The sequence below is a fragment of the Ruegeria arenilitoris genome (assembly GCF_013035315.1).
Taxonomy (GTDB): Bacteria; Pseudomonadota; Alphaproteobacteria; order Rhodobacterales; family Rhodobacteraceae; genus Ruegeria; species Ruegeria arenilitoris_D.
In genome coordinates, this window is the sequence record NZ_WQHP01000001.1 from 1 (window position 1) to 24,821 (window position 24,821).

Below are 24,821 nucleotides of genomic sequence, written 5' to 3' on the forward strand. Positions count from 1 at the left end.
ACGGCGGCGGCAACGGCGGTGGTAATGGCGGCGGCAACGGCGGCGGCAACGGCGGTGGAAACGGCGGCGGTAATGGCGGCGGCAACGGCGGTGGAAACGGCGGCGGCAACGGCGGTGGTAATGGCGGCGGCAACGGCGGCGGCAACGGCGGCGGCAACGGCGGCGGAAATGGTCCCGGCAATGGAAACGGGAACGCTGGCAACCCCGGCAACGGTGGCGGAAACAACGGCGGCTCGGGCCCCGGAACCGGTAATGGCGGCAGCAATAATGGCCAGGGCAATGGCTCTGGCAGCGGAGGCGGCGGCCAAGGCAACGGCGGCAGCAATGGTGGCGGCCATGGCGGAGGCCAGGGCAACGGCGGTAGCAATGGTGGTCCCGGCAATGGAAACGGGAACGCAGGCAACTCCGGCAACGGCGGCGGCAACAATGGCGGCTCGGGCCCCGGCACCGGCAATGGCGGCAGCAACAACGGCCAGGGCAATGGTGGCGGTGGCCAAGGAAATGGCGGCAGCAACGGCGGCGGGAAAGAAGAGCGTTAAGCCGGGCCTATCAGCTTTGGATACCAACAAAAAAGGCCACCCTGTCGGGGTGGCCTTTTTCTGTGCGCTATGCGCTTGTATCAGCCCAGCTGGACCAAGGCGTGACGCTTTTTGCCCGCGCTCAGCTTGATTGGAGATGACAGCGCACCTGCGTCGATCATCAGGCCCGCATCTGTCAGCGGCGCGTCGTCCAGCTTGGCGCCGTTCTCGGCGATCAGGCGCTTGGCCTCTTTGCCCGACTTTGCCAGACCCGATTTCACGATGACCTGCACGATGGACATACCGTCGCCCAGCTCCTCCGCGCTCAGGGTCAGGGTCGGAAGATCGCCTCCGACGCCGCCTTTCTCGAATACTTCGCGGGCGGTTGCCTCGGCGTTTGCCGCGGCCTCGGCCCCGTGCAGCAGGGTGGTGACTTCATTCGCAAGGCGGATTTTGGCCTCGTTGATCTCGGACCCCTCAAGCGCGCCAAGGCGGTCGCATTCATCGACGGGCAGTTCGGTGTAGAGTTTCAGGAACCGCCCGACATCCGCGTCAGTCGTGTTGCGCCAGAATTGCCAGAACTCATAGGGTGAGCGCATCTCGGCGTTCAACCACACCGCACCGTCCTGAGATTTACCCATCTTCTTGCCATCGCTGGTGGTCAGCAGAGGCGAGGTCAGGCCGTAGATCTCATGATCCAGCACGCGACGCGTGAGGTCGATACCATTGACGATATTGCCCCACTGGTCCGATCCGCCCATCTGTAGCACGCAGCCGTAGCGGCGGTTCAGTTCCAGGAAGTCATAGGCCTGCAGGATCATGTAGTTGAATTCGAGGAAGCTCAGCGATTGTTCGCGATCCAATCGCGATTTCACGGACTCAAAGCTCAGCATGCGGTTGACCGAGAAATGCCGCCCGATGTCTCGCAGAAAATCGAGGTAATTCAGGTCGTCCAGCCACTCGGCGTTGTTCAGCATCAGCGCCTTGTTTTCGACGTCGCTGTCATAGTCGATGTAGGCCGAGAACACCTTTTTGATGCCGGCGATGTTTTCGTCGATCTGTTCGGGGCCCAGCAGGGGGCGTTCATCGGCGCGGAACGAGGGGTCGCCCACCTTGGTGGTGCCGCCGCCCATCAGGGTGATCGGCTGGTGACCTGTCTTTTGAAACCAGCGCAGCATCATGATCTGAATCAGGCTGCCCACGTGCAACGACTTGGCCGTCGCGTCAAAGCCGATATAGGCCGGTTTGCACCCACTGATCAGCGCTTCGTCAAGGCCCTGATAATCGGTGCAGTCGGCAAGGAAGCCGCGCTCAATCATCGTGGCGATGAAATCCGATTTGGGGTGGTAGGTCATATCGTGCCTCGGGTTAATGTTGCGGGGCACTGTATAGGCGGGGTGCCGGGTAAGGAAAAGGCACCTTTTCCATTAAAAGCGGACTGTTTCAGCTTTTGACCGGTGGCAGGCGGGAGGCATAGAACATGGCGATCAGGTTCAGCACCACCAGCGCAAAGATCGGCGTGATCGGGTCGTGTAGATGCGCAACCGCCCCAAGGATCGCCGCAAACACCATTCCGACCAGACCCGCACTGACGTCCCCCAAAGCGACAAGGTAGGGGCGCTCTTGCTCGGCGCTCATCTGAATAAGGTACAGGTAGCGCCCGTAGATGACTCCGTTCCCTCCCAGCGACAGAAGCATAATGACCAGTGCATAGGCCCAGACATTCTGGGCGTAGCCGAGGAAGTTGAAACCCAATGCCATCCCGGCTGATACAGCGGCGATCATGCAGCCCAGCCACATGACCGGTTTGACCGAGATACGATTGCTGAGCCATCCCCACAGGATCGAACCGATGACCATCCCCAGGCTGGCCCCGATGACGAAATAGCTGAGCGAGTGCTTTGTCCCCATGTGCAGCGTTGCGGCATGGATCGTGTAGAAGGGCATCGCCAGCTCGACCGAGACAAAGATCAGACGGGCCGTCAGGAACTTGCGATACCAGTGATAGGCCATCCCGGTCTTGAATCCAGTTGCCAATTCGGCCAGCGGCTTAGGCTTTTTGGCGGGCTCAATGCGGTGGGCCTGTTCTTCCTCAAGGAGTTGCACGCCTGCAAAGGCAACGCCAGCGGCGAACATGGCGATCACGCCGCACCACAGGACGACGATGTGGCGCTGCATTGGTTGATCGCCAGCCAGCAGGTCGCGGGTGACCAGTACGACGATAATGGCGAGAACGCCGGAAATGGTGGCTTGCGCGAACACCATCCGGTTCCGTTTCTCAGCAGGCACCGAGATGCCGTAAATCTGACTGGTGCCAAGGCTGGTGATCCCCTGGCACAGCCCCAGCACAACCGCGGTGGTCAGGAAAAGCAACACGATCATAAGGCCGGGCAGTTTGGTTGAAAACAGCGCCACGGCGGCCAGCACCGCGGCAGTCAACAGGTTCGGAGCGTAAACCGCCAGCTTTGCGCGCGTGGCGCGGTTGATGAAGGGCGAGACAAAGATTTCGGCGATCAGGCGCGACCCGGTCACAAAGGGCAGCAACATGCCCGCAAAAAAGGTCGGCGCGCCCAGAGCCAGATAGAGAAATGGCAACACAAGGTTGGGGTTGATCAACTGTCCCCCGATCGTCGCCAACGCCCCGGACCAGAAGATCAGGAAATAGTTCCTGCCTTCCGAGGGCTGTTTTTGCGAGTATGTATCTGCCATGTGCACCAAAATCCGATTTGTGTTCCTTATACCAAACTACAGGGAAAAAGCGCATGTCTTGTGCGATCTGCCTTGCCTTGGCTTTTGATCGGGGGGCAGGTTAAACCGCGACACCGCTCAACTATGACGGTGTTCAAGTATCAAGCGCAGGAGAGATAAGCGTGGGCCGGGCCAACAAGAAATCAGGCGCGATTAGGGTTTTGGGCGCAATGTCCGGCACCTCGATGGATGGGGTGGATGCCGCTGTCGTGGAAACGGACGGGCACCGGATCATCGGCTTTGGCCCCAGCGGTTACCGGCCTTATTCGGAAGGCGAGCGGGCGGTGCTGCGCGCCGCGTTGGGCCAATGGCACGGTCCGGATGTAGACGCTGCGGCCGAGCTTGTGACCGTGGCCCATGCCGAGGCGCTGTCCGAGTTTGACGAGGTCGATCTGATCGGAGTGCACGGCCAGACACTGGCGCACGAGCCCCGCGGGCGCGGAACGTTGCAAGTGGGCGATGGCAAAGGGCTGGCGCAAGCTCTGGGCGTCCCGGTTGTCTGGGATTTCCGCAGCGATGATGTCGCGATGGGGGGCGAGGGCGCTCCGCTGGCGCCGTTCTTTCACTTTGCCTGTGCTAAATGGATCGGAGCAACTCAGCCGCTGTGTTTCCTGAACCTGGGCGGGGTGGGCAATCTGACCTATGTGGACCCCAGCTTTGACGGCCCCGAAGCCCCCGGCGCGTTGCTGGCCTTTGATACCGGCCCCGCAAATGCGCCCATTGATGATCTGATGCAGGCGCGTTTGGGCCTGCCCATGGATCGAAACGGCGCGGTCGCGCGTGGGGGAACGGTCGAGATGGGCGCGCTCGAGCTGTTCCTGGCCGAGCCGTACTTTTCCCGGATGCCGCCAAAATCGCTGGATCGGAACGACTTTGCCGAGATGATAAAGCTGGTGCAGGAACTCAGCGATGCGGATGCTGTGGCAACGCTAACGGGTATGTGCGCCGCAGGTGTGGTGCAGGGGATGGAGTACTGCCCCAAACGCCCGACACGCTTGCTGGTCACCGGAGGCGGGCGGCACAACCCGGTGCTGATGGAAATGCTGCGCGTGTCTCTGGACTGCCCGGTCGAACCGGTCGAGGCTGTGGGTCTGGACGGCGACATGCTCGAAGCGCAGGCCTTCGCCTACCTCGCCGCCCGCGTCGCGCGCAGACTGCCGACGTCATGTCCGGGCACCACCGGAGTGAAGGCTCTGGTCGGGGGTGGGGTTGTTAGTTCGGTTGCGAATGGAGCGGTGGGCTGAAAGGTGTTTGACTGAAGTCCGCTATGCGGACAAAACCGCCGTTGGCTACGTTGCAGCGCTTAATTTCCAATTGAGTAACTGCTTTGCGGCCTAAATTTGCCGTTTTGATTTAAAAAACGAAAACCGGCGCAAGAACGCGCCGGTCTGAGTATCTAAAGTAATGTGCATCAGGCGATCAAAGTGCCATCTTCATTATAAAGGATATACGCGTTGTCCGCGACAACCTGGGTGTCCAAAAGATCAATATCTTGAGACAGATAATTTGCGTTATCACCAAGCAGCGCGTCCTGATCGACATAATAGCCGATGTCGGCAAGCGCTGCGATGGACCAGTCTGCAAGATACGCTCCGTTTTCGGTATCGAGATAACCGGTCATGAGTTCATCAAAGTGAGCGTCCTCGTCCCAATGCGCCAGAGCCGTACCAGAGCCGCCATCTGTTTCGACAATGATTTGATCACCGTCTGTCCAAGTTTCGCTTATATACTCAGCGTTTCCAGCAACACCGTTGTATACGGCAGTTGTTTCGTAAACATCATCATTTGGACGACGTGTGTCTTGTCCGGCAATCTGCGTCGACGACTGAGAAATGATTTCAGGGTAGTAATTGTCCCAGAGCGTGCCGAAGCCCAACGCGTGAAACATCTCGTGAAGTACAACGTCATCCCACGTTCCGTTTACAGACAAAGCCTGTGCATCGGACGTATCGAACTCCATCAGGCCGACAACCGCAGTGTAGGCATCGGGAGCACTTGCTTCGCGCGCTGAGTAGACATTCGCGCCACCCAAGATGTTACCGACTCCATCAATATCCGTTAGACGGGCTTCAATAAGCACATCATCGACAGTGAACATGTTAACGCCAGTTGGATCAAATGTGTTGAATGATTGCGGGTCATCCCAAAGGCCTTGCGTCATGATAGAGCTGATGAACTCTGCAGAAAGAGCGAAGGCGTCCATATAAGCTTCATAGCCGGTCCAATCGCCGTAAAACTCAATTTCGACGTTGAAGTGATCCACACCATCCGCATCGGCGGTGCCGCTGACGTATTCCGCGAACAGATCGTTTGTACCGTAACCGGGGGACGTGTCGTCGCCAGTGCCACTATCATCCGTATCATCCCCAGTACCGCCGCCACCGAATGGACCACCGCCACCGCCCACGCCGTCCGGTCGCTGAAACGCAAGCTCACCGTTGTCAAAAACTTTGCCGTTTGACGCAATCACCTTTCCACTTGCCAAGACGCCGTTGTGGCCAACTTCGAAACCCTCGTGGTCGTGTTCGTCGTTATGATCGTGCAGCTCGTTGTCATTGCCGGTCGCCACTGCAAATACAAACTCATCGGAACTCAGGGTCTCGAAATTCAATGGCTTGTTCGACAGCCCTTCAGAAAGCCCTTTTGCAGGTGGCAGTTCGGGCAGAATGTTGGCAATCGAAATCTCTAAGCTTGCTATTTCCGCAAAGACGGGCGCGATCACTTTCCCGCTCGCCGAAGTGCCAGCGTGACCGAATTCGAAACTTTCGTGATCGTTGTGATCATGCGGTTCGCTTTCGTCTCCGCCTGTCACTGATGGTACAGACTCGTCTGAACTTAGAGTCGCGATATTCAATGGCTTGCTGGATAACCTTTCAGCAAGTCCTGTTGCGGGCGCGTATTCTGGGGGGATTTCGGCAAACAAGTCTTCAAAGTTTGCCGTTTCTCTAAAAAAAGGTGCGAATACTGAATTTCTAAACATCAAAAATGTCCTATGCTATTTGAGCAATTCACTGATGGACTACGATCGCAATGAATGAGCCCAATCAAAACATTTGATTATTAGAATAACATTGCGCGCTTTAACGTTGTGAGAATGCGGTATTCACAAATAATTAATTTAACAAAACAATAACTTCGCATTTAATGCAGGGTTTTCGAGTTTTGCTAAATGGCTAAATGAGGATAGTCAGACTACCTGATACAGTTCCCCTTTTCTGCTGCCTTAAGACATCGAAAGGCGCAAAAAATTTTATGTAGGAAAACTACTTCTAATAGCGGCGAAAAACATAGAACTTAGAGCGCAACCAAGCGAATTACTCTGACAGGACTTTCACCCAGTAAAGCAGATTCAAAATTGAGCTTTGCAACTTCCGCCTTGTGCTTAGAGCAGCAGTTCGCTGTAGAACGATACACCAACATTAAATGAGTTTCTGCACCGGACCCGCTGCAGAAACTCACTCAAATCAGTTGAGCATCTGCTTTGCGTAACCATAGTTCTATTGTCATGTTCTGCGCAACTTAGAATAAGCACTAAGGATCTCTATTCTCTTGTGGGCATGGCTTGCAATCTTGTCGCAACTGGGGCGCAATGCTCATGGTTCGTAAGCTCAGTTTCACTTCTAGTTCCCAAATTGCAGTGGCCGACGTACACTAATTTTTCCTAAAGAGTCTTAAGGTATTCAAGCAGGGCGGAGCGTTCTTCGGCGCTCAATTTGTCACTATAAGTGTGGCCCTGGTTCCCGTAGCCTCTTAACGTGGTGTCGTAGATTAGTCTTCTCCTCTCCGGGTCTTTTTCACTTTCTTGCCCTGCAGAAAGGACTTCGAAGCGCCAGCCCATCCTTTGGGGATCGTAATTTCGTGGATCGAACAGGTGCCGCCAGTACTTCGGCCTCAAGTCGCTTCGGAGTAAAGCCTCCATATTTGGCACTGAACCGTTGTGTAGATAGGGTGCCGTGGCCCAGATCCCATCGAGTGGCGGTGCTATATAGCCAGGTGCAGGGTTGGCACTTTCAGTGTCTCCGTAAGGAGAACGCGCCACCCAGGCGTAGAACCGGTCTCGCGATCCATCCGTCGCCTCAGTTGCATATGCGGGGTCAGTTCCAATTTCGGAAACCGGATAGACTCGATTTGGAAAGGTCTCATTTGCCCCGTATGTGCCGTGGCAAGCGCTGCACTCACGAAGAAAGATGCCCTCTCCGTCAGCTGCCAGCTCTACATCGACAGGATATGGGAAGGCTGGTGCCGCCAATGAGGCAATGAAGGCACGAATGTCAGGCGCATAGGCGACGATGTCTGCAACATCTTCAGTGCCATCAATGCACAGCATGGACGCAAGGAGCATGAAGCGCGCGTGGTCGCCCCGACCGATTGTCGTGTAGAACATCGCGTTCTTCTTGCTCATCCCCCACCAAGGCGGGACACTGATCGGCAGCGGGTCTCGCGGTGGCGGGTCAATAAGCGGTGTCTCTGACCACTTCAGCGTTTCAGGATCGAGCCTGGACATGAGGGCCCAGGTCAGGTTGGTCGCCGGGTTCACACCAATCGTTTTTGTTTGGACGTAAGGCGCAATGCTGTCGATGCGGTCAGCCCAGTGCTCCCAGGCTTTCGTTTCGGCAGCTCCACGAACGTAATTTCCTGTTTGGAGAACCAACCTGCTCGGATCGCGCGTGAAGTCCCCAAATTCGTTTCCCAGACCGATGATGATCTCATCGTTGAGGCGTCCGGCATGGCACGTCAAACAATTATTGGAGATGACCTCGACACCATCTTCATTCACATGCGAGGTGAGCGCGTAGGGTAGTTCGGCGTTCCGACCCTCACGCCCGGAAAGAGGTTTATTTTCGGCAGTTTCAGGATTCAGGCGGCGATAAGCGTTATACGGAATACCACAGCTGACGTAAGGAGCATTTAGAAGAGCGTGACGGCCTGCATCGATGTCACCAGGGCGCTGCTCCGAGGGTGGAACTGGTCCTGTCGGAGAGCGGAACTGGCTCGGGTCAAAGGCCGTTTCCCGGTTACCGAATGGTGCAAAAAGCCAGAACGCTCCGGCAGCGAAAGCGCCCAACAGTACGGCGACGCCGCCGATGGCTACTCCTCCTCTAATCACTGTTCATATCCTGTCAGTTGCAGCGTCCCAAATCCGGAGACCGGACTTTGGGCACGACTCCCCTTAACCCGCACAAGCCCACTCCAGAGCGGGACGGAAAAATCAAGCACCTGGGCGTCGAACAAGGGCTCAATCGTTATGTCCAGATCGGGGCCTTCAAGCTGCCATTCGATTGGATATTCGACCCCGGTATAGGGAGACTGCCAAGTTCGGAAAGCCGTCATTTTAATGGTCTCCTCGTCCAAGGAAATGACTTCACCATTGGGTTCAAATATAGCGCCGTTAACGGACGCTGCGCCTCTTCCGTCGATCCTCCTCGAACGCACTGCCGAGATCTCGGCCCCATCCTCAAGTTGAAGCTGCAAACGATCCCATGCGACCGGTCCTGCACCTGGCACCGGAAGCTCACCCCATAAATGATCGTACCATGCGGTTCCTGTGACCCTTTTCTTTCCCTGTCCTTGATCAACGGTGCCATCAACGGTCAGACGCGTGATTGAATAACCCACAAAAGGTGCGTCTGCGCCATCCGGTTCCAAGGCAACAGCCTGCTTCACCGGTCGTATATCAAACTCCACAACAGACTTGTCGCTAATTGTCGCATAGAGCTTAAGCGTCGCCGGGGATCCGTCATCTGCGAAACTGAGGAACCAATTATCCATTCGAAGCTCCGCAGCATTCCAATCGAAACCCGAGATACTGGGTATTCCCCGTCCGAACCGCTCCTCGCGCGCAACTTTCGCCGAGTTTGCGTCGAGGAGTGCGATGTGCACCCGTTCAAGCTGTCTGACGTCCCAAACTGACTCCGCCGGTGGCACCGTTGGAGGCACAATCCCGATGCGTAAAAATAGGAACTGAAAACCAAATTCATTACCATCGTCATCCCTTAAATGAGTATGTAGCTGCCAGGTCTCAGTGCGTGAATTAACATGGGCACCATGATCCTCGGGCAGCTCCAGTTTCCAATCCGAGGATGGCCGTTCAAAGCCTTCATCAGAGATGTTTGCTAAAACTGATGCGAAATCAGGGCCTTTTTTGTCTCGTGCAAAGGAGCCTTCCGGCTGCTGGGTAAACAGCGCTGAGTATACTAGAACCCCGAGTACGACGGCTACAATAACTGCCAGAATTAGCTTCCTCATCGTTGCGGCTTGCCTCCCTTAAATGCCTAAAGCCTTTTTGTACGGCCAATTGCCTTAGTCGCCACAATAGCGTCTCTTTTGAGTATAGCTGTTTATTGCACGTGGACTAATGGCCGCTTTGGGCTCGAAGCAGCCGTTCCGTGACCAACTATCTGAATGATTGATGCTTCACGCTGCGTACATATTCGCCTGTAAACTCAGAGTAACTGTCCGAAGTGGATTTCAGATGTTCCCTTGTCCAGACGTGCAATACCGGCAACTGATGAAACGGAACATTCGGAAAGGCATGGTGTTCGGCGTGGTAGGGCATGTTCCAAGCAACGAACCGGACGATCCGATTGGTAAACGTGGTGCGAGAATTCTCGAGCATATTGGCAACCGTCGGGCACAGCCCGTGTTCGGCCAGCAGGTAGAGCCGCAGAAACGGTTGGCCGATGAGAACCGGTAGCATCCATAGCCACAGCACCAACGGGGAGGCGATCAGGCTTAGCGCCGCGGCCAGATAGACGGCCAGAAGCAGGCGTGCCTCGACCCGCATCGCCTTGTGCTGACGGGCGGGCAGGTAGGGGGCGTCGATCGGGCCAAAGGCATTTTGGCACAGGACCCGGGTCATCCCTGACCAGTAGGGCCAGCCGGACAGGTAGATCAGCAGGCTCCGCCGATCTTGCGGGCGCGGTTTGCCACCCAGTTCGGGGTCTTTTTCGGGGTGGTTCGTCCATTTGTGGTGAGCCAGGTGAAAGTACCGGAACCACGTGAAGGGCAGGGCGATCGGAATAGAAACCAGATGCCCGATAACGTCATTCAGCCGGCCGGTTTTGAAGGGCGTCTTGTGCGTGCATTCATGGCTGAGCGTAAACAGAAACACCAATAGAATGCCTTGAGGCAGGATCAGCAGCGGCCACAGCGGCACCTGCAACGCGATACCGGAGCTGGTCACAGCCAGCAGCGCCAGATAGCCCGCTAGATGGCGCAACCCCGCCCGGTCCGAGCGCTGTTGCAGCCGATCCTTAGCGTCGGGCGGCAGCGATGCTATGAGCGCGCGGTGGTCCATGCTTTAACCGCGTGGGATGTCGAAGCCGGGCTGGGCCAGCTCGAACCCTTCGAATTCAAAACCCGGTGAGACGTTGCAACTGACCAGAGTATAATCCCCAGTACTGCGCGCAGCCTGCCAGTGGTTTTCGGGCACGATCAGTTGCGGCGCGCCTTTTGACAGGTCCGGGGTCAGCAGGTGGTCGTTCGCAGGGCCATCTTCCGTTGCGCTGAGCGACAGGGTCAACGGCGCGCCTGCGTGGTACAGCCAGATTTCGGTCGCATCGACGCGGTGCCAGTGGCTGCTTTCGCCTGCGGCCAGCAGGAAATAGATGCAGGTGCCGGTTGCACGGCCCTCGTTCTCGGCACGCCAGGTTTCGCGGAACCAGCCGCCCTCGGGGTGTTGCTGTAGGTTCAGGTGGTCGATGATGTCTTGTGCGGTCATGGGGCCTCTCGATTTTCGGGCCGATTATGCACGCGATCCGGCGATCCGCTATGGTATTCGTGCGCGCAAGGAATATGTTTGCCGCATGACCCTGACGATCCCCTTCGACAACAGTTACGCCCGCCTTCCCAACAGCTTTTATGCACGGCAGGCGCCGATCCCCGTGCGCGCGCCGCGACTGGTCGCGTTCAACGCGGAATTGGCCAAGATTCTGAACGTCACTCCGGGTGATGTCGAAGAAATGGCCGAAGCCTTTGCCGGGAACACGCTGCCGGACGGGGCCGAGCCGATTGCGCAGCTTTACTCAGGCCATCAATTCGGCAGCTATAACCCGCAGCTGGGGGACGGGCGCGCCGTTTTGCTGGGCGAGACCGTTGGGGCGGATGGCATCCGCCGCGACATTCAGCTGAAAGGGTCGGGTCCGACACCATTCAGCCGCCGCGGAGACGGCCGCGCCTGGTTAGGTCCTGTGCTGCGCGAATACGTGGTGTCCGAGGCGATGCACGCGCTGGGCATCCCCACGACCCGAGCTCTTGCAGCGGTCGAGACCGGAGAGATCGTGCTGCGCGAAGGACCAATGCCCGGAGCGGTTCTGACCCGTGTCGCCCAAAGCCACTTACGCGTCGGCACGTTTCAGGTGTTTGCCGGACGCGGGCAGTTGGACAGCTTGCGCCAGCTAACGGACTACGCCATCGCGCGCCACTACCCGGATGCCGACGGACCTATGGGTCTGCTGCGCGCCGTGGTCGAAGCCCAATCGAGGCTTATCGCGGCGTGGATGAGTGTGGGCTTTATCCATGGGGTAATGAACACCGACAATTGCTCGATCGCCGGTGAGACCATCGACTATGGTCCATGCGCCTTCATGGACAGCTATCATCCGAACACCGTTTACAGCTCAATCGACCGGATGGGGCGCTATGCCTATTCCAACCAGCCGGACATCGCGGTTTGGAATCTGGCGCAACTGGCGACGGCCTTGATCCAGCAGATGGAGGACAAGGACGCTGCGGTTGAAGAAGCGACCGAGATCGTACACGCCATGCCCGCGCTGCTACAGGAGAACTGGTTGAAACGGTTCCGCGCCAAGATCGGGCTAGTGACCGAGGAAGAAGGCGATCTTGAGCTAATCACGGACCTGCTGACACGGATGGCGCAGAATCAGGCCGATTTCACCAATACGTTCCGCGCGCTGGGCGGAGAGGCCGCGAGGGATCAGTTCACAGATCCCACTGCCTTTGACACATGGTCCGACGGTTGGGCTGGACGTTTGGCGCGTGAACAGGATCCGTCCGCCGTTATGGCAGGTTCAAACCCCGCCTACATCCCGCGCAATCATAGGGTCGAGCAGATGATCCAGGCTGCCGTTCAAGGGGACTATGAACCATTCCACCGGCTGAACTCGGTTCTGTCGCGCCCCTATGATGATCAGTCCGGTGCAGACGACCTCAAACGACCTCCGACCGATAGCGAAGTGGTTCACGCAACCTTTTGCGGGACCTGACGGATCAAACCTCGTCACGATAGGGATTAATCTCATCCGGCCAGCGCCGGGCGTATTGCGAGATCATCAGATACACGTCCGCACCGTCGATAGCCTGTCGCGCATCTGCGATCATGCGCAGGTTCAGCGTGTCGACCTGATCGGCGGTGATCGCGCGCAGCGGGTTATAGTAGACCGTAATCAGAACGGTGCGGCCTTGTTTGGTTACGGACATATCCCGCAACGCGCCACCATCCTCGGTGATCGCAGGACGCAAGGCGCGGCGGGCGGCGGCCAGAAGGACCGGGCTGGCCGTGGCATAGGCCAGCTCTCCCAATCCGCCTCGGAAGTCGCGTAGATAAGACCCGATGGCCAGCAAGCACAGGAATAGCACGATGATCGAGTCGCCTATGGGCGCAATAGCCGCGAGTGCTCCGTCACGAAACAGGTAGATGGCACCAAGGCCAATCCCTGCGGCGGCGGTGAACAGCCCGTCGAACAGCGATGCTTTGGCCTCCAGCCGTAGGATCGCGCTGGTTTTACCGGTCTTGCGCCAGGTGAAAAAGTGAAACGCCCACAAAAGCAGGCAGGTCAGACCGATCGAGGCAAAGTAGAGGAACATAGGGCCGAAAATCAGCGGCTCAGGCGTCATGCCATTGTAGTAGCTGTAGATGTTCTTGCCCGCGTTGGTGATAGCAAACAGCACCAGACCTAGCAGCGAGAGCGCGCGGAAAGTGGAAAAGATCGCTTCATCTGCTGCATAGCCGAAGGGCCGGCGCTTGTCGGGGCCCGCGTCGATCCGCAAACTGATCTGACGGCCCAGCAAAGCCGACCCAAACCCCACCAGCGAGAACAAGCCATCCATCATGATCGCGTTTGAATTGGACAGAACCCCGGCCAGAATACCCGCCGCACCCATGAAGAGATTGCCGATCATCGCGACGATCAGCGCGCGCCCTTCCAGCTGTTTTCTGCGGTCTGCGGTTGGCATCGACATGGGTAACGTCCTGATATGGCATCAAACACCCGAACAGATACCTGTTTGCGGGGCCTAGTCCAATATGTGCAGAGCGCTTTCGTTAGTTCCGCAGGATTTCGAGGACTGCGGCTGAGACGATCAGCACCGCTCCGAGAAGTTCGCGCAGGCCAAAGGGTTCGCCGGCAAACGCAGCGGCTGAGGCCAGACCCACGACCACTTCGCTCATCAGCAACAGGCCGACGCGGGCAGGGGACAGCTTGGTGGCGGGCCAGATTGTCATAAAGACCATGGGTAAGGTGTAGAACGCAGACAGCAGAACGAACTGCAGGGTCCAGACCAGATCGGCCTTGGCAAGGGCCGGCAACGCGGGTTCAGGCAGGACCGTGAGGCTGAGCAGAGACAGGATCAGCGCGCCTGCGACAAAGGCAAAGACCTGACCTGAGGCTGAGATCGTGCTGGTCCTGTACAGCCCCAGTGTCCCCAGCGCCCAACTTATCCCCGAGGCCAGCGCCAACCAGTCGCCTATGTTCTGTGGAAGGGGGATACCGCCAGATCCTCCCAGCACGACGAACAAGCCGCCGACGCCGCAGACAAGACCCGCAAGGCGACCAACGCTCAGGCGTTCGCCTAAGAACACGCGCCCCAGAATCGTGCCCCAGATCGGTGTGAGGTAGAACAGAAGGATTGACCGCACCACGTCCGTATAGACAAGGCTGATGGAATAAAGGCTGAAAGCCGCACCGGTGAACATCCCGCTGAACACCAGATCCCGCCATTGCAAGGCCAGTGTTCCACGCTCTTTCCAGATGAATGGAACCAGCGCCAACAGCGCGACGCTGTACATTGCGATCCCCGGCCAGGGTCCGGTCAAGCCAAGATCATAGAAAAAGCGCACGGGGATCCAGTAAAGACCCCACATCATTCCACCGATCACCAGAACGAGACTGGCCCATGTACGGTTGTTCGAGATTGTGTCGCTGGAAACCATTGGTGCTCCGGGTGTGAGACCGCGTACTGCCGGGATAGAGTATCGGCGGCCCGAGGATCAAGCATCGCGTTCATACACGCATCGCTTGCCTGAATTTTGTGCAGCAACGCCTTGGTTCAATCCGCGGCAGGACGCGCATGCGGCACACTGGGGGGTTGCGCCCGGCCACAAGCGTGGCACTTTGGCGGTCAGTGATTTGATCGGAACCTTATGTCGCCTACGTCAACCCTGCGGATCGCAAGCTATAACATCCAGAAATGCGTTGGGCTGGACTTTCGCCGTCAGCCACAGCGTATTCTGCAGGTGATCGAAAGCATGCAGGCCGATATTGTCGTGCTGCAAGAGGCCGACAAGAGGTTGCCACCGCGACCCGCTGCCCTTCCGCATTTCATGCTGGATGAGGCAGGCTGGGAAATCGTTGATTTGGGGGGCGCAGGCAGTCTGGGCTGGCACGGAAATGCCGTGATCTGGCGCGGCGACAGGATCGACGTGCGTCAGACCGGACATCACGATCTGCCGGGGTTCGAACCGCGCGGCGCGGTTCGGGTTGAGTTTGATACCCAGATCGGCCCGCTGCGCGTGATGGGCATGCATCTGGGTCTTCTGCCTGCCTCCCGGCGGCAGCAGATCCATCAGCTGCGCCGGTGTGACGAAGAACTGGACGACATGCCCACCGTCTGGGCCGGGGATTTCAACGAATGGTCGCGCCAGCCGGTGCTGGATCACCTGGCCCCTGACATGCGCTTTCTGCCGCCGGTGCCCAGTTTTCCCGCCGCTCAGCCGTTGGGCGCGTTGGATCGGATCGCGCTGGGCGAAGGCCTTGAGGCAGTGGTGCACGGCGTCCATAGCGCGCGACCTGCGCATATCGCATCCGACCATCTGCCGATCTGGGCTGACCTGCGGCGGGTGGCCTGAGCGCAATTCCTCTGTGGCGCCAGCGAAGCAGACGTATTAAGACAGAGGCCCGAACTACTTTGAGGGTCACTATGTCCGACACAATCATCGCCCGTTGTGAAGCCAAAGGTCTGCGCATGACGGGGCAGCGCCGCACGATCGCTCAGGTGTTGCAGCAGAGCGATGACCACCCGGACGTGGAAGAGCTCTATGCCCGCGCATCAGAAGTGGATGCGGGCATCTCGATCGCGACGGTTTACCGGACCGTGAAGCTGTTCGAAGAGGCCGGGATTCTTGAGCGTCTGGAGTTCGGCGACGGCCGCGCGCGATATGAAGACGCCGAACGTGACCATCACGACCATCTGATCGACATGCAGTCGGGCGAGGTGATCGAGTTCGTGGACCCCGAGATCGAAGCCCTGCAGGAAAAAATCGCGGCCAAGCTGGGGTATCGGCTGAAAGGGCATCGGTTGGAATTGTACGGCGTTCCGCTGGAACAGGACTGATCCATTACGAAACGCGATTGATGGCCGCACGGCAATTCATGAAACATGTCGCAATATCGCTTGCGACGTCGCGGATGATACGGTTTCTGTGAGGCAACGGCCTGGATTTATCGGCCCAACCCTACGGACACGCGCATGAATAACGTACACGGCATTTTGCTGATCGTCGGCTCGATGGCAGCCTTCTCGCTTGAGGATATGTTCATCAAGCACCTGTCGGCCAGTGTCTCGACCGGTCAGATCATGATCATCCTTGGCGTGGTCTGCGGCCTTGTGTTTGCGGGCATGTCGTTGGTCACCCGTAAACGCATCTTTGATCCGCTGGCGTGGAAACCCTTGCCGCTATTGCGTGCCGGGGCCGAGGCGCTTGGTGCCGTGACCTTTGTCACCGCGCTGTCTCTGGTCGATCTGTCCACCGTTGCGGCAGTCTTTCAGGCCATGCCATTGGCTGTAACCATGGGCGCTGCTCTGTTCCTGGGCGAAACCGTTGGTTGGCGGCGGTGGAGCGCTATCGGGGTCGGTTTCATTGGCGTTCTGATGATCATCCGCCCGGGTTTGGCCGGATTCCAGCCCGAGTCCCTGTTTGTTGTGGCCACCGTGATTGCGATTGCCGCCCGCGACCTGATCACGCGCAAGCTGGATGCACGCGTCGCCTCTTCCGTTGTTGCCCTGCAAGCCTACCTGGCCATTGCATTGGCCGGTGCGGCCCTGATGGTGTTTTCGGGCCAGTCTGTGGTTCCTCTGCAATCCGCGCATGTGGGGCCATATCTGGGCGCCATCGGCTTTGGCGTTCTGGCCTATTACGCCATCGTGACGGCCATGCGGATCGGAGAGGCTTCGGCCCTGACGCCGTTCCGGTATACCCGTCTGGTGTTTTCGATTGCGGCAGGCATGATGATGTTCGGAGAACGTCCCGACATGATGACGATTGCGGGTGCGACACTGATTATCGGATCGGGTATGTACACCTTCTTGCGCGAACGCCGCCTGGCCCAGGCGGTGGCGGTTGCGGCCTGACGGATCGTCGCACGTTTGCGCAAACAGAAGGCTGTTAGCCCTAAAGGTTGGTGAATATACCTGTTAGCGGTAACATCACCGGTTTACTTTTGGCCGCGTGATGCTATGAGGCATGCAATGAATTCAGCCATAGGGACGGGCCTCATGAGCACTATTATCGACATTCACGCACGCGAAATCCTGGACAGCCGGGGTAATCCTACGGTCGAAGTGGACGTGATCCTGGAAGACGGCACCATGGGCCGCGCCGCTGTTCCTTCGGGCGCGTCGACCGGTGCCTATGAGGCGGTGGAAAAACGCGACGGCGACAAGTCGCGTTACATGGGTAAAGGTGTGCTAGAGGCCGTGGCCGCCGTGAACGGTGAAATCGCCGAGGAACTGGTCGGTTATGACGCGACCGAACAGGTGGCCATCGACGGCGCAATGATCGAACTGGACGGGACCGAGAACAAGGGTCGTCTGGGCGCAAACGCGATCCTGGGTGTCTCGCTGGCAACTGCCAAAGCCGCCGCGGATTTCACCACGCAGCCCCTGTATCGTTACGTGGGCGGCACCTCGGCCCGTGTTCTGCCGGTTCCGATGATGAACATCATCAACGGTGGCGAGCACGCGGATAACCCGATCGACATTCAGGAATTCATGATCATGCCGACCTCGGCCGCGAATATCCGCGAAGCCGTGCGCATGGGATCCGAAGTGTTCCACACGCTGAAGCGCGAGCTGTCAGCGGCCGGTCTGGCCACCGGTGTCGGCGACGAAGGCGGTTTTGCCCCGAATATCGCCAGCACCCGCGAAGCGTTGGATTTCATCCTGCAGTCCATCGAAAAGGCAGGCTACAAGCCGGGCGAAGAAATCCACCTCGCGCTGGATTGCGCCGCGACCGAATACTACAAGGACGGCAAATACGTTCTGTCGGGCGAGAACATCTCGCTGACCTCCGAGGAAAACGCCGAATATCTGGCCGCTCTGGTCAAAGACTACCCGATTATCTCGATCGAGGACGGCATGTCCGAGGACGACTGGGACGGCTGGAAAGCTTTGACCGACATGATCGGCGACAAGGTGCAACTGGTCGGCGACGACCTGTTCGTGACCAACCCGGCACGTCTGGCCGAAGGGATCGAGCGCGGTTGTGCAAACTCGATGCTGGTCAAAGTGAACCAGATCGGCTCGCTGACCGAAACCCTGCGCGCCGTCGATATGGCGCACCGTGCCCGTTACACCAACGTAATGTCCCACCGCTCGGGCGAGACCGAGGACGCCACCATTGCCGATCTGGCAGTTGCGACCAACTGCGGTCAGATCAAAACCGGCTCGCTGGCGCGGTCGGACCGGTTGGCCAAGTACAACCAACTGATCCGTATCGAAGAGTCGTTGGGTGAGGTCGCGGAATACGCAGGGGCTTCGATTCTTCGCAACTGATGGCAACACTGCTAAACTGGTCCTCAAGTGTTTTTTGAGGGTCATGTTTTGTTGGACATTATTGAAGCCAAGACGCCCGACCAATTTGATGAGGTTCGGCGTTTGTGTTGGGAATACCGCGATTTTCTGATGACGCTGGACGAGAAGTCTGTGCGCGTTGCAAAAACCTATTATCCCGAAGATGTCTACAACAGGCTGATGGGGGAGATCGAAGTCGAGCATGCGGTGCCCGACGGAGGCGTGAGGCTGGCGCTCAAGGATGGCGATGCCATTGGGTGCGGCATGTTTCGGACAATCGAGCCAGGCGTCGCCGAAATCAAAAGGGTCTTTGTGAGTGATGCCGCCCGAGGGACGGGGGCTGGCTTCGCGATAATGACATCCCTAATTGATCAGTGTCGCAAGCAGGGTTTCGATTTCATTCGCATGGACACCGGAAAACCATTGGAAGCGGCAATACGCTTGTACCTTTCGATGGGGTTCAAATTCCGCGACGCGTATTTTGAAATTCCGGAGATTGCCAAAGACACACTGGTGTTTTTTGAGATGCATCTGCGCAGGTAAACTGCAAAAAACCCATAGAACACCCAAAAAAAATCGTGCTGTTCGGCTTTGATTTTTCTCAAGAAATCAATTTTAGCCGCAAATAAATAGCATAAATTCGATTATGTGTGAACTTTTCCCTATTTGCCGGACCCCGCTGTCACGTATCCTGACTGCATTACAGAAAAGGAGAACGCCATGACTGGTTCGAAATTCCTTCTCGTAGCTTCAGTGATCAGCACTGTTTTTTTGGCGGCCTGTGCGGGGCCGGGCACCTATCCGATTACCGGCGCGCCGGTTTCTGCAAGTGACCCGGTTCTGGAAATGCAATCGCCAACTTACATGTATCGCGGCGAAGCCCGTTAGGGCTTCCACGGGGGGAAGGGCGGCGACGCCCTTGAATACCGATCTGTTTCAGAGCTTACGGCTCATCAGCACATAGCGATCGCGCGGTTTGAACCCGGTGCGCAGGTACAGTTTCTGCGCAGTTTCGTTGGTGCGATCAACTTCGAGGTGAAGGGCTGTCAAGCCAGCCTCGGCCAGCGCTTTGGGCAGATCCAAAAGAACTTCGGTGGCAATGCCACGGCCGCGGACGGCGGGGCGGATGTAAATCTCGTCCACGAACGCGTCCATGCCGCCAAACTCGACCGACCAGCCGAAGGTCAGGATGACATAGCCCAGGGGCGCGCGCCCCGGGCCGACCAGGTAGACGCACCCATGGGGGATCCCATCAAGCAAAGGGGCCAGCGCGTTGCGAGTCTGATCCCTGTCCTGCGCGATCTGCGCTTCGCTGTGAAACGCGGTCACGAGGCCCATCAATCGGTCCAGATCCTCGGGGCGGGCCAGGCGTAGGGCGGCGCTCATAGTCGGGCCAGCCGGTCTGTGAGCAGGTCAAAGAACCCTTGGGCGTCAACATCACCCATGAACATGGCATTTGGCGCGCGGTCAGTGACCCGCCACCAGTCGGCCACGGTCATGCCAAGCGTCAATTCCGACTGGGTTTCGATCTCAACATTGATGTGACGGCCCGAGAATAGCTCGGGTCGGATCAGGTAGGCGGTGACGCAAGGGTCGTGCAGCGGCGCGCCTTCCGAGCCGTATTTCTCTTTGTCGAAGCGTTCGAAGAAGTCGGTCATTTCCGCCACAGCATGTCCAACTTTGCTGTCCAGCGCCCGGAACGCATCATTGCGGTGCGGTGTGACCAGCGCGTCATGAGTTACGTCCAAGGGCATCACAACAATATGCGCCCCGGATTTAAACACGATATCAGCGGCTTCCGGGTCGACGTAGATGTTAAACTCAGCAGCCGGGGTGATGTTCCCAACCTCAAAATAGGCCCCGCCCATCAGAACGATTTCCGGAACCCGGTCGACGATATCGGGTGCTTTGCGGAACGCTGTCGCAATGTTGGTCAGCGGCCCCAGCGGGCACAGCGTCACCGTGCCGGGGTCGTGCGCGCGCAAGGTTTCAATGATGAAGTCCACCGCATGCCCCTCGGCCAGTGGCATTTCAGGATCGGGCAGTACGGGGCCGTCCAGCCCGGTTTTGCCGTGTACATGCTCAGCTGTCACCAGCGGTCGATTCAACGGGCGGTCGCATCCGGCGTAAACTGGGATGTGCGTGTGACCAGCCAGTTCGCAAACGACCCGCGCGTTCTTGGCGGTCAGTTCCAGCGGCACGTTGCCAGCAACGGCGGTAATGCCAAGAACATCAATCTCTTCGGGGCTGGCCAGGGCCAGAAGGATGGCGACAGCGTCGTCCTGTCCGGGATCGGTGTCGATGATTATTTTGCGCGGTGCCATGCTTTGCCTCCGGGGTCTTGAAGCGCGGACACTCGCAAGTGTCGCTGCACTTGTCCAGCGGTTTCAGGCCCCGGTTGCGGCATCCACAGGCGGGAGTTTGCCATTGGCGCGATGCTCATCAGTTTTCACCTCGTCCCACAAGGCATCCATCTCGGCCAGATCGCTTTGCGCAGGCGTTTTTCCACGGGCGGCCAGACGTGCTTCGACCTGTTCAAAACGGCGCGTGAACTTGGCGTTGGTGCGGCGCAGGGCGGCCTCGGGTTCGATGCCAAGGTGGCGGCCCAGATTAACCATCACGAACAACAGATCGCCGAATTCATCCTCAAGCGCGTCGACGTCCATGTTGTCGCGGGCTTCTTCCAATTCGGCGGCTTCTTCGGTGATCTTGGCCAGAACATGGCTGGCATCCGGCCAGTCGAATCCCACACGGGCGGCGCGTTTCTGTAGTTTGTGCGCGCGCAACAGGGCGGGCAGGTTTGCTGCCACACCGTCCAGCGCGCCCTTCTGTTCCTTGCCGGCGCGTTCTGCTGCCTTGATCGTTTCCCAATCCAGCGTTTGCTGTTCAGCAGACTTGTCGCGGGATTCGTCGCCAAACACGTGTGGGTGACGGGCAACCATCTTGTCCGACATGGTGCGGACGACGTCCTGAAAGGTGAAATGTCCAGCCTCTTCAGCCATTTGCGCGTGGAAGACCGACTGGAACAGCAGGTCGCCCAGCTCTCCCTTCAGCTCATCATAGGCTTCGCGCTCGATCGCGTCGGCAACCTCATAGGCCTCTTCAATCGTATAGGGCGCGATGGTCGAAAAATCCTGTTCGATGTCCCACGGACAACCGGATTCAGGATCGCGCAGGCGGCGCATGATTTCCAACAGGCGCTCGATACCAGCGTCGCTGTCATGGATCAGAGGATTTTCGGCCATTGCGAACCCTTTCGTTCCGGTGTCAGATGCATCCATTCCGCAGTCCCGATCAGGAGTCCACCCCAGATGCCCGTCGTCAACCGAATTGCCGATTACTCAGCCGATATGGCCGCATGGCGCCAGCACCTGCATACGATCCCCGAGTTGGAGTTCGAATGCCATGAGACGGCGGCCTTTGTTGCGGACCGCCTACGCGAGTTCGGAGTAGACGAGTTGCATGAAGGCATTGCCAAGACCGGCATCGTCGCCATCATCAACGGGCAGGGCGAGGGGCCAACGATCGGCTTGCGCGCGGACATGGATGCTTTGCCCATCCCCGAAGAGACGGGGGTCGCGTACGCCTCGACCAATCCCGGCAAGATGCACGCTTGTGGCCATGACGGGCATACGACGATGTTGCTGGGTGCGGCACGCTATCTGGCCGAGACGCGGAACTTTCGCGGCCGTGTCGCGTTGATCTTTCAACCCGCCGAAGAAGAAGGCGGTGGCGCAGGCATCATGGTCGATGAGGGGATCATGGACCGATTCGACATCTCTCAGATCTACGCATTGCACAACGCGCCGGGTCTTCCCGAAGGGTCATTCCACACCACGCCGGGCCCGATCATGGCGGCGGTAGACACGTTCGAGGTTCATATCCAAGGTGTCGGCGGCCATGGAGCCATGCCTCATGAGACCCGCGATCCGGTGATGGCGGCCTGTGGCATCGCACAGGCGATTCAGACCATCGTGAGCCGCAACAACTATGCGCTGGATGATCTGGTCGTTTCGGTCACTCAAATCCACACCGGAACCGTGAACAACGTGATCCCGGACACGGCATATATCAACGGTACGGTGCGCACCTTCGATCCAACGGTCCAAAAGATGGTGATGAAGCGGATGGAACAGATCGTGCAAGGGCAGGCGCAATCCTATGGCGTTGAAGCGCGGCTGGACTACGAGGTTAACTACCCCGCCACCATCAATGACGCGACCAAGACGGAGTTCGCGGCAGAGGTTGCCCGCGATATTGCCGGAGATACGCAGGTCATCGCCAATATCGACGCGATGATGGGGGCCGAGGACTTTTCGTTTATGCTGCAATCCCGTCCCGGTGCCTATCTGTTTGTCGGGCAGGGTGACAGCGCCGGGCTTCACCATCCAAAATACAACTTCAACGACGACATCGCGCCGGTCGGAGCGTCCTTCTTTGCGCGGATTGTCGAAAAAGCGCAGCCGCTGGGCTGACGAGGGGAAAGAATGGCACTGGAAGACGCAAAGAACCAGGTGGACGAGGCGTTCACCAACCCTGATCTCAAGGGTTTATCTTACGAAAATACCTTTGGCGGTGCGACCTCGTTCCTGCGCCGCCTCTACACCAAAGACCTGAGCGGCGTGGATATTGCCGTAACCGGCGTACCGTTTGACCAGGCGGTAACCAACCGCCCTGGCACCCGTCTGGGACCGCGCGCAATCCGCGAGGCCAGTGCGCTGCAATCCCCGGATGCGCCTTATGGCTGGCCCTTTGATGCGCTGAGCGAGTTGGCGATCGTGGATTATGGCGACATGGCTTATGACTATGCCAATATCCCGGCCTTTCCCGACACGCTGACCGATCATATCCGCACGATTCTGGCCGCGGATGTCGCCTCGGTGACGCTGGGCGGCGACCACTATATCAGCTTTCCGATCCTCAAGGCCTATGCCGAGAAATACGGGCCGATGTCTCTGCTGCAATTCGATGCGCACACGGACACCTGGGCCGACGATGACATGTCCCGCGTCGACCACGGAACCATGTTCTACAAGGCGGTTAAGTCGGGAATCGTGGACCCTAAACGCTCGGTTCAGGTGGGTATTCGGACCACCAATGAGGACACGCTGGGCGTCAACATCATTGACGCGCGCGAGGTCTACGAGTCCGGCCCCGCTGCCGTAGCACAAAAGATCAAGGGCATTCTTGGCGACAGCCCCGTGTATCTGAGTTTCGACATAGACGGTCTGGACCCGGCCTTTGCCCCCGGCACCGGCACGCCCGTCTGGGGTGGTTTGACCTCGATCCAAACGCAGATCATCCTGCGCGACATCGCGGGCATCAACATCAAGGGCGGGGACGTGGTCGAGGTTTCTCCGCCCTATGACACCTCGGGCGCAACGGCAATCGCCGGCGCGCATGTGGCGACGCAGATCATTTGCCTTTTGGGGTGGAACAAGCTGCTGCCTTAACCTTTGGTTAGCCATCTTTCCGGTATCACGTTAACCAAAAGACCGGACGGGAGACATACGGGCATGACTGACTTTAACCAACCGATCAGCGGCAATGATCTGGCCCGGTTTTCCGGGCCGAATACGTTCATGCGATTGCCGCAGGCGGAGTCTCTGGCCGGTCTGGATGTGGCCGTGCTGGGTATTCCGATGGACATCGGTACCTCTTGGCGGTCGGGAACACGGTTCGGCCCAAAGCAGATCCGCAGCGAAAGCGCGATGATCCGGCCCTATAACATGGCCAATTCCGCAGCACCTTTCGACAGTCTGCAGATCGCAGATATCGGAGACTTGGCGATCAACACCTTCTCACTGGCGGATAGTCTGAAGATCATCAAGGAAAGCTATGACGCCATTCTTGATCAGGCAGTTATCCCGGTGGCGATGGGCGGCGATCATTCGATCACCCTGCCTATTCTGCGGGCCATTGCAGGCAAACACGGGCCGGTCGCGCTGGTGCATGTAGATGCGCATGCGGACGTCAATGACGAGATGTTTGGAGAGCGTGAGACTCATGGCACGGTCTTTCGCCGCGCCTACGAAGAGGGGCTGATCGTCCCGGAAAAGACGTTTCAAATCGGCATCCGCGGCTCGGGCTATGCGGCGAGCGATTTCTCTGAGGCCCGCGATTGGGGCTTTCGCCAGTTTCCCGCATGGGAACTGTGGCAGCAGAACCTGACCGAGATCGGCTCGCAGATCCGCAAGACGATCGGCGATCACCCGGTCTACATCACCTATGACATCGACAGTCTCGACCCGGCCTATGCCCCCGGCACCGGTACGCCCGAGATCGGAGGGCTGACGACCCCGCAAGCCTTACAACTGATCCATGCGCTGGCGGGGGTGAACGTTGTGGGCTGCGATCTGGTCGAGGTTTCTCCGCCTTATGACCCGTCTGGGAACACGGCGTTAACGGCAGCGAACCTGTTGTTCGAGCTGTTGTGCATCCTGCCGGGTGTGACGTCGCGGTAGGCAGGTTCAAGGCGGCTTGCTCAACCGGTCGCCCGGGATATTCTTTCCCAAAGGGACTGGATTG

At 58.2% G+C, this 24,821-nt stretch carries 24 protein-coding genes; 12 read left to right on the forward strand and 12 right to left on the reverse strand.

Features of this window, described 5'->3' with window-relative positions; all coding sequences use genetic code 11:
- On the forward strand, positions 1-539 hold a 539-nt coding region (locus GOV53_RS00005; RefSeq protein ID WP_217361225.1), incomplete at its 5' end, for a hypothetical protein.
- Between the two features lie 80 nt (positions 540-619).
- Here GOV53_RS00005 and tyrS read toward each other — a convergent pair.
- Positions 620-1,873, reverse strand: a complete 1,254-nt coding sequence (gene tyrS / locus GOV53_RS00010; RefSeq protein ID WP_170463295.1) for a tyrosine--tRNA ligase — start codon at positions 1,871-1,873, stop codon at positions 620-622.
- Positions 1,874-1,961: 88 nt separating this feature from the next.
- Positions 1,962-3,227, reverse strand: coding sequence for an MFS transporter (locus GOV53_RS00015; protein ID WP_170463296.1), 1,266 nt, complete (start codon positions 3,225-3,227; stop codon positions 1,962-1,964).
- A gap of 209 nt (positions 3,228-3,436) precedes the next feature.
- Here GOV53_RS00015 and GOV53_RS00020 point away from each other — a divergent pair, with 209 nt between their 5' ends.
- Positions 3,437-4,510, forward strand: a complete 1,074-nt coding sequence (locus tag GOV53_RS00020) for an anhydro-N-acetylmuramic acid kinase (RefSeq protein ID WP_174823316.1) — start codon at positions 3,437-3,439, stop codon at positions 4,508-4,510.
- 167 nt (positions 4,511-4,677) lie between these two features.
- On the opposite strand, the gene GOV53_RS00025 is transcribed toward GOV53_RS00020, so the two are convergent.
- From GOV53_RS00025 to GOV53_RS00045, 5 genes are all read right to left on the reverse strand, one after another.
- Positions 4,678-6,246 (reverse strand): leishmanolysin-related zinc metalloendopeptidase, encoded by a 1,569-nt coding sequence (locus GOV53_RS00025; RefSeq protein ID WP_170463298.1) that lies wholly within the window; start codon positions 6,244-6,246, stop codon positions 4,678-4,680.
- Between the two features lie 681 nt (positions 6,247-6,927).
- Positions 6,928-8,373, reverse strand: coding sequence for a hypothetical protein (locus tag GOV53_RS00030; RefSeq protein WP_174823309.1), 1,446 nt, complete (start codon positions 8,371-8,373; stop codon positions 6,928-6,930).
- Entirely contained in the window at positions 8,370-9,512 is a 1,143-nt protein-coding gene (locus GOV53_RS00035) for a lipocalin family protein (protein ID WP_170463299.1), read from the reverse strand. Before GOV53_RS00035 ends, GOV53_RS00030 begins: the two co-directional genes overlap by 4 nt.
- 148 nt (positions 9,513-9,660) lie before the next feature.
- Positions 9,661-10,563 carry a fatty acid desaturase gene (locus GOV53_RS00040; RefSeq protein ID WP_170463300.1) on the reverse strand — a complete coding sequence of 301 codons (903 nt, stop codon included), beginning with the start codon at positions 10,561-10,563 and terminating at the stop codon, positions 9,661-9,663.
- 3 nt (positions 10,564-10,566) lie between these two features.
- Complete coding sequence (locus tag GOV53_RS00045) at positions 10,567-10,986, reverse strand: cupin domain-containing protein (RefSeq protein ID WP_170463301.1); 420 nt, start codon at positions 10,984-10,986, stop codon at positions 10,567-10,569.
- Positions 10,987-11,071: 85 nt separating this feature from the next.
- On the opposite strand from GOV53_RS00045, the gene GOV53_RS00050 reads away from it, so the two are divergent.
- Positions 11,072-12,490, forward strand: coding sequence for a protein adenylyltransferase SelO (locus GOV53_RS00050; RefSeq protein WP_170464514.1), 1,419 nt, complete (start codon positions 11,072-11,074; stop codon positions 12,488-12,490).
- Positions 12,491-12,494: 4 nt separating this feature from the next.
- Here the strand turns inward: GOV53_RS00050 and GOV53_RS00055 are convergent, their stop codons facing one another.
- A complete protein-coding gene (locus tag GOV53_RS00055; RefSeq protein ID WP_170463302.1) occupies positions 12,495-13,466 on the reverse strand; it encodes a cation transporter in 972 nt (323 codons plus the stop codon).
- Positions 13,467-13,548: 82 nt separating this feature from the next.
- On the reverse strand, positions 13,549-14,436 hold the full coding sequence (locus GOV53_RS00060) for a DMT family transporter (RefSeq protein WP_170463304.1): 888 nt from the start codon (positions 14,434-14,436) through the stop codon (positions 13,549-13,551).
- A 210-nt stretch (positions 14,437-14,646) separates the two neighbouring features.
- On the opposite strand from GOV53_RS00060, the gene GOV53_RS00065 reads away from it, so the two are divergent.
- The 6 genes from GOV53_RS00065 (at position 14,647) to GOV53_RS00090 (ending at position 19,181) form a co-directional block, all read left to right on the forward strand.
- Complete coding sequence (locus GOV53_RS00065) at positions 14,647-15,351, forward strand: endonuclease/exonuclease/phosphatase family protein (protein WP_170424296.1); 705 nt, start codon at positions 14,647-14,649, stop codon at positions 15,349-15,351.
- Between the two features lie 71 nt (positions 15,352-15,422).
- Complete coding sequence (locus tag GOV53_RS00070; protein ID WP_170424298.1) at positions 15,423-15,836, forward strand: Fur family transcriptional regulator; 414 nt, start codon at positions 15,423-15,425, stop codon at positions 15,834-15,836.
- 135 nt (positions 15,837-15,971) lie between these two features.
- On the forward strand, positions 15,972-16,853 hold the full coding sequence (locus tag GOV53_RS00075) for a DMT family transporter (protein ID WP_170463305.1): 882 nt from the start codon (positions 15,972-15,974) through the stop codon (positions 16,851-16,853).
- A 144-nt stretch (positions 16,854-16,997) separates the two neighbouring features.
- On the forward strand, positions 16,998-18,275 hold the full coding sequence (gene eno / locus GOV53_RS00080; RefSeq protein WP_170463307.1) for a phosphopyruvate hydratase: 1,278 nt from the start codon (positions 16,998-17,000) through the stop codon (positions 18,273-18,275).
- Positions 18,276-18,323: 48 nt separating this feature from the next.
- On the forward strand, positions 18,324-18,836 hold the full coding sequence (locus tag GOV53_RS00085) for a GNAT family N-acetyltransferase (protein WP_170463309.1): 513 nt from the start codon (positions 18,324-18,326) through the stop codon (positions 18,834-18,836).
- A gap of 177 nt (positions 18,837-19,013) precedes the next feature.
- Positions 19,014-19,181 (forward strand): hypothetical protein, encoded by a 168-nt coding sequence (locus tag GOV53_RS00090; protein ID WP_170424306.1) that lies wholly within the window; start codon positions 19,014-19,016, stop codon positions 19,179-19,181.
- A 48-nt stretch (positions 19,182-19,229) separates the two neighbouring features.
- Here GOV53_RS00090 and GOV53_RS00095 read toward each other — a convergent pair whose 3' ends face one another.
- The 3 genes from GOV53_RS00095 to mazG all read right to left on the reverse strand — a co-directional run bounded on the left by GOV53_RS00095 (position 19,230) and on the right by mazG (position 21,538).
- Positions 19,230-19,679 (reverse strand): GNAT family N-acetyltransferase, encoded by a 450-nt coding sequence (locus GOV53_RS00095; RefSeq protein WP_170463311.1) that lies wholly within the window; start codon positions 19,677-19,679, stop codon positions 19,230-19,232.
- Positions 19,676-20,617: a nucleoside hydrolase gene (locus tag GOV53_RS00100; RefSeq protein ID WP_170463312.1), complete on the reverse strand. Its 942-nt coding sequence runs from the start codon at positions 20,615-20,617 to the stop codon at positions 19,676-19,678. Before GOV53_RS00100 ends, GOV53_RS00095 begins: the two co-directional genes overlap by 4 nt.
- 63 nt (positions 20,618-20,680) lie before the next feature.
- Entirely contained in the window at positions 20,681-21,538 is an 858-nt protein-coding gene (gene mazG / locus GOV53_RS00105) for a nucleoside triphosphate pyrophosphohydrolase (protein ID WP_170464515.1), read from the reverse strand.
- 66 nt (positions 21,539-21,604) lie between these two features.
- Between mazG and GOV53_RS00110 the strand changes: the two genes are divergently transcribed.
- The 3 genes from GOV53_RS00110 (at position 21,605) to speB (GOV53_RS00120) (ending at position 24,757) form a co-directional block, all read left to right on the forward strand.
- A complete protein-coding gene (locus GOV53_RS00110; protein ID WP_170463313.1) occupies positions 21,605-22,768 on the forward strand; it encodes a M20 aminoacylase family protein in 1,164 nt (387 codons plus the stop codon).
- A gap of 12 nt (positions 22,769-22,780) precedes the next feature.
- On the forward strand, positions 22,781-23,746 hold the full coding sequence (gene speB / locus GOV53_RS00115) for an agmatinase (protein ID WP_170424313.1): 966 nt from the start codon (positions 22,781-22,783) through the stop codon (positions 23,744-23,746).
- 63 nt (positions 23,747-23,809) lie between these two features.
- The gene (gene speB / locus GOV53_RS00120) at positions 23,810-24,757 is read left to right on the forward strand and encodes an agmatinase (protein WP_170424315.1); all 948 of its coding nucleotides are present in this window, start codon (positions 23,810-23,812) and stop codon (positions 24,755-24,757) included.
- Positions 24,758-24,821: the final 64 nt, after the last annotated feature.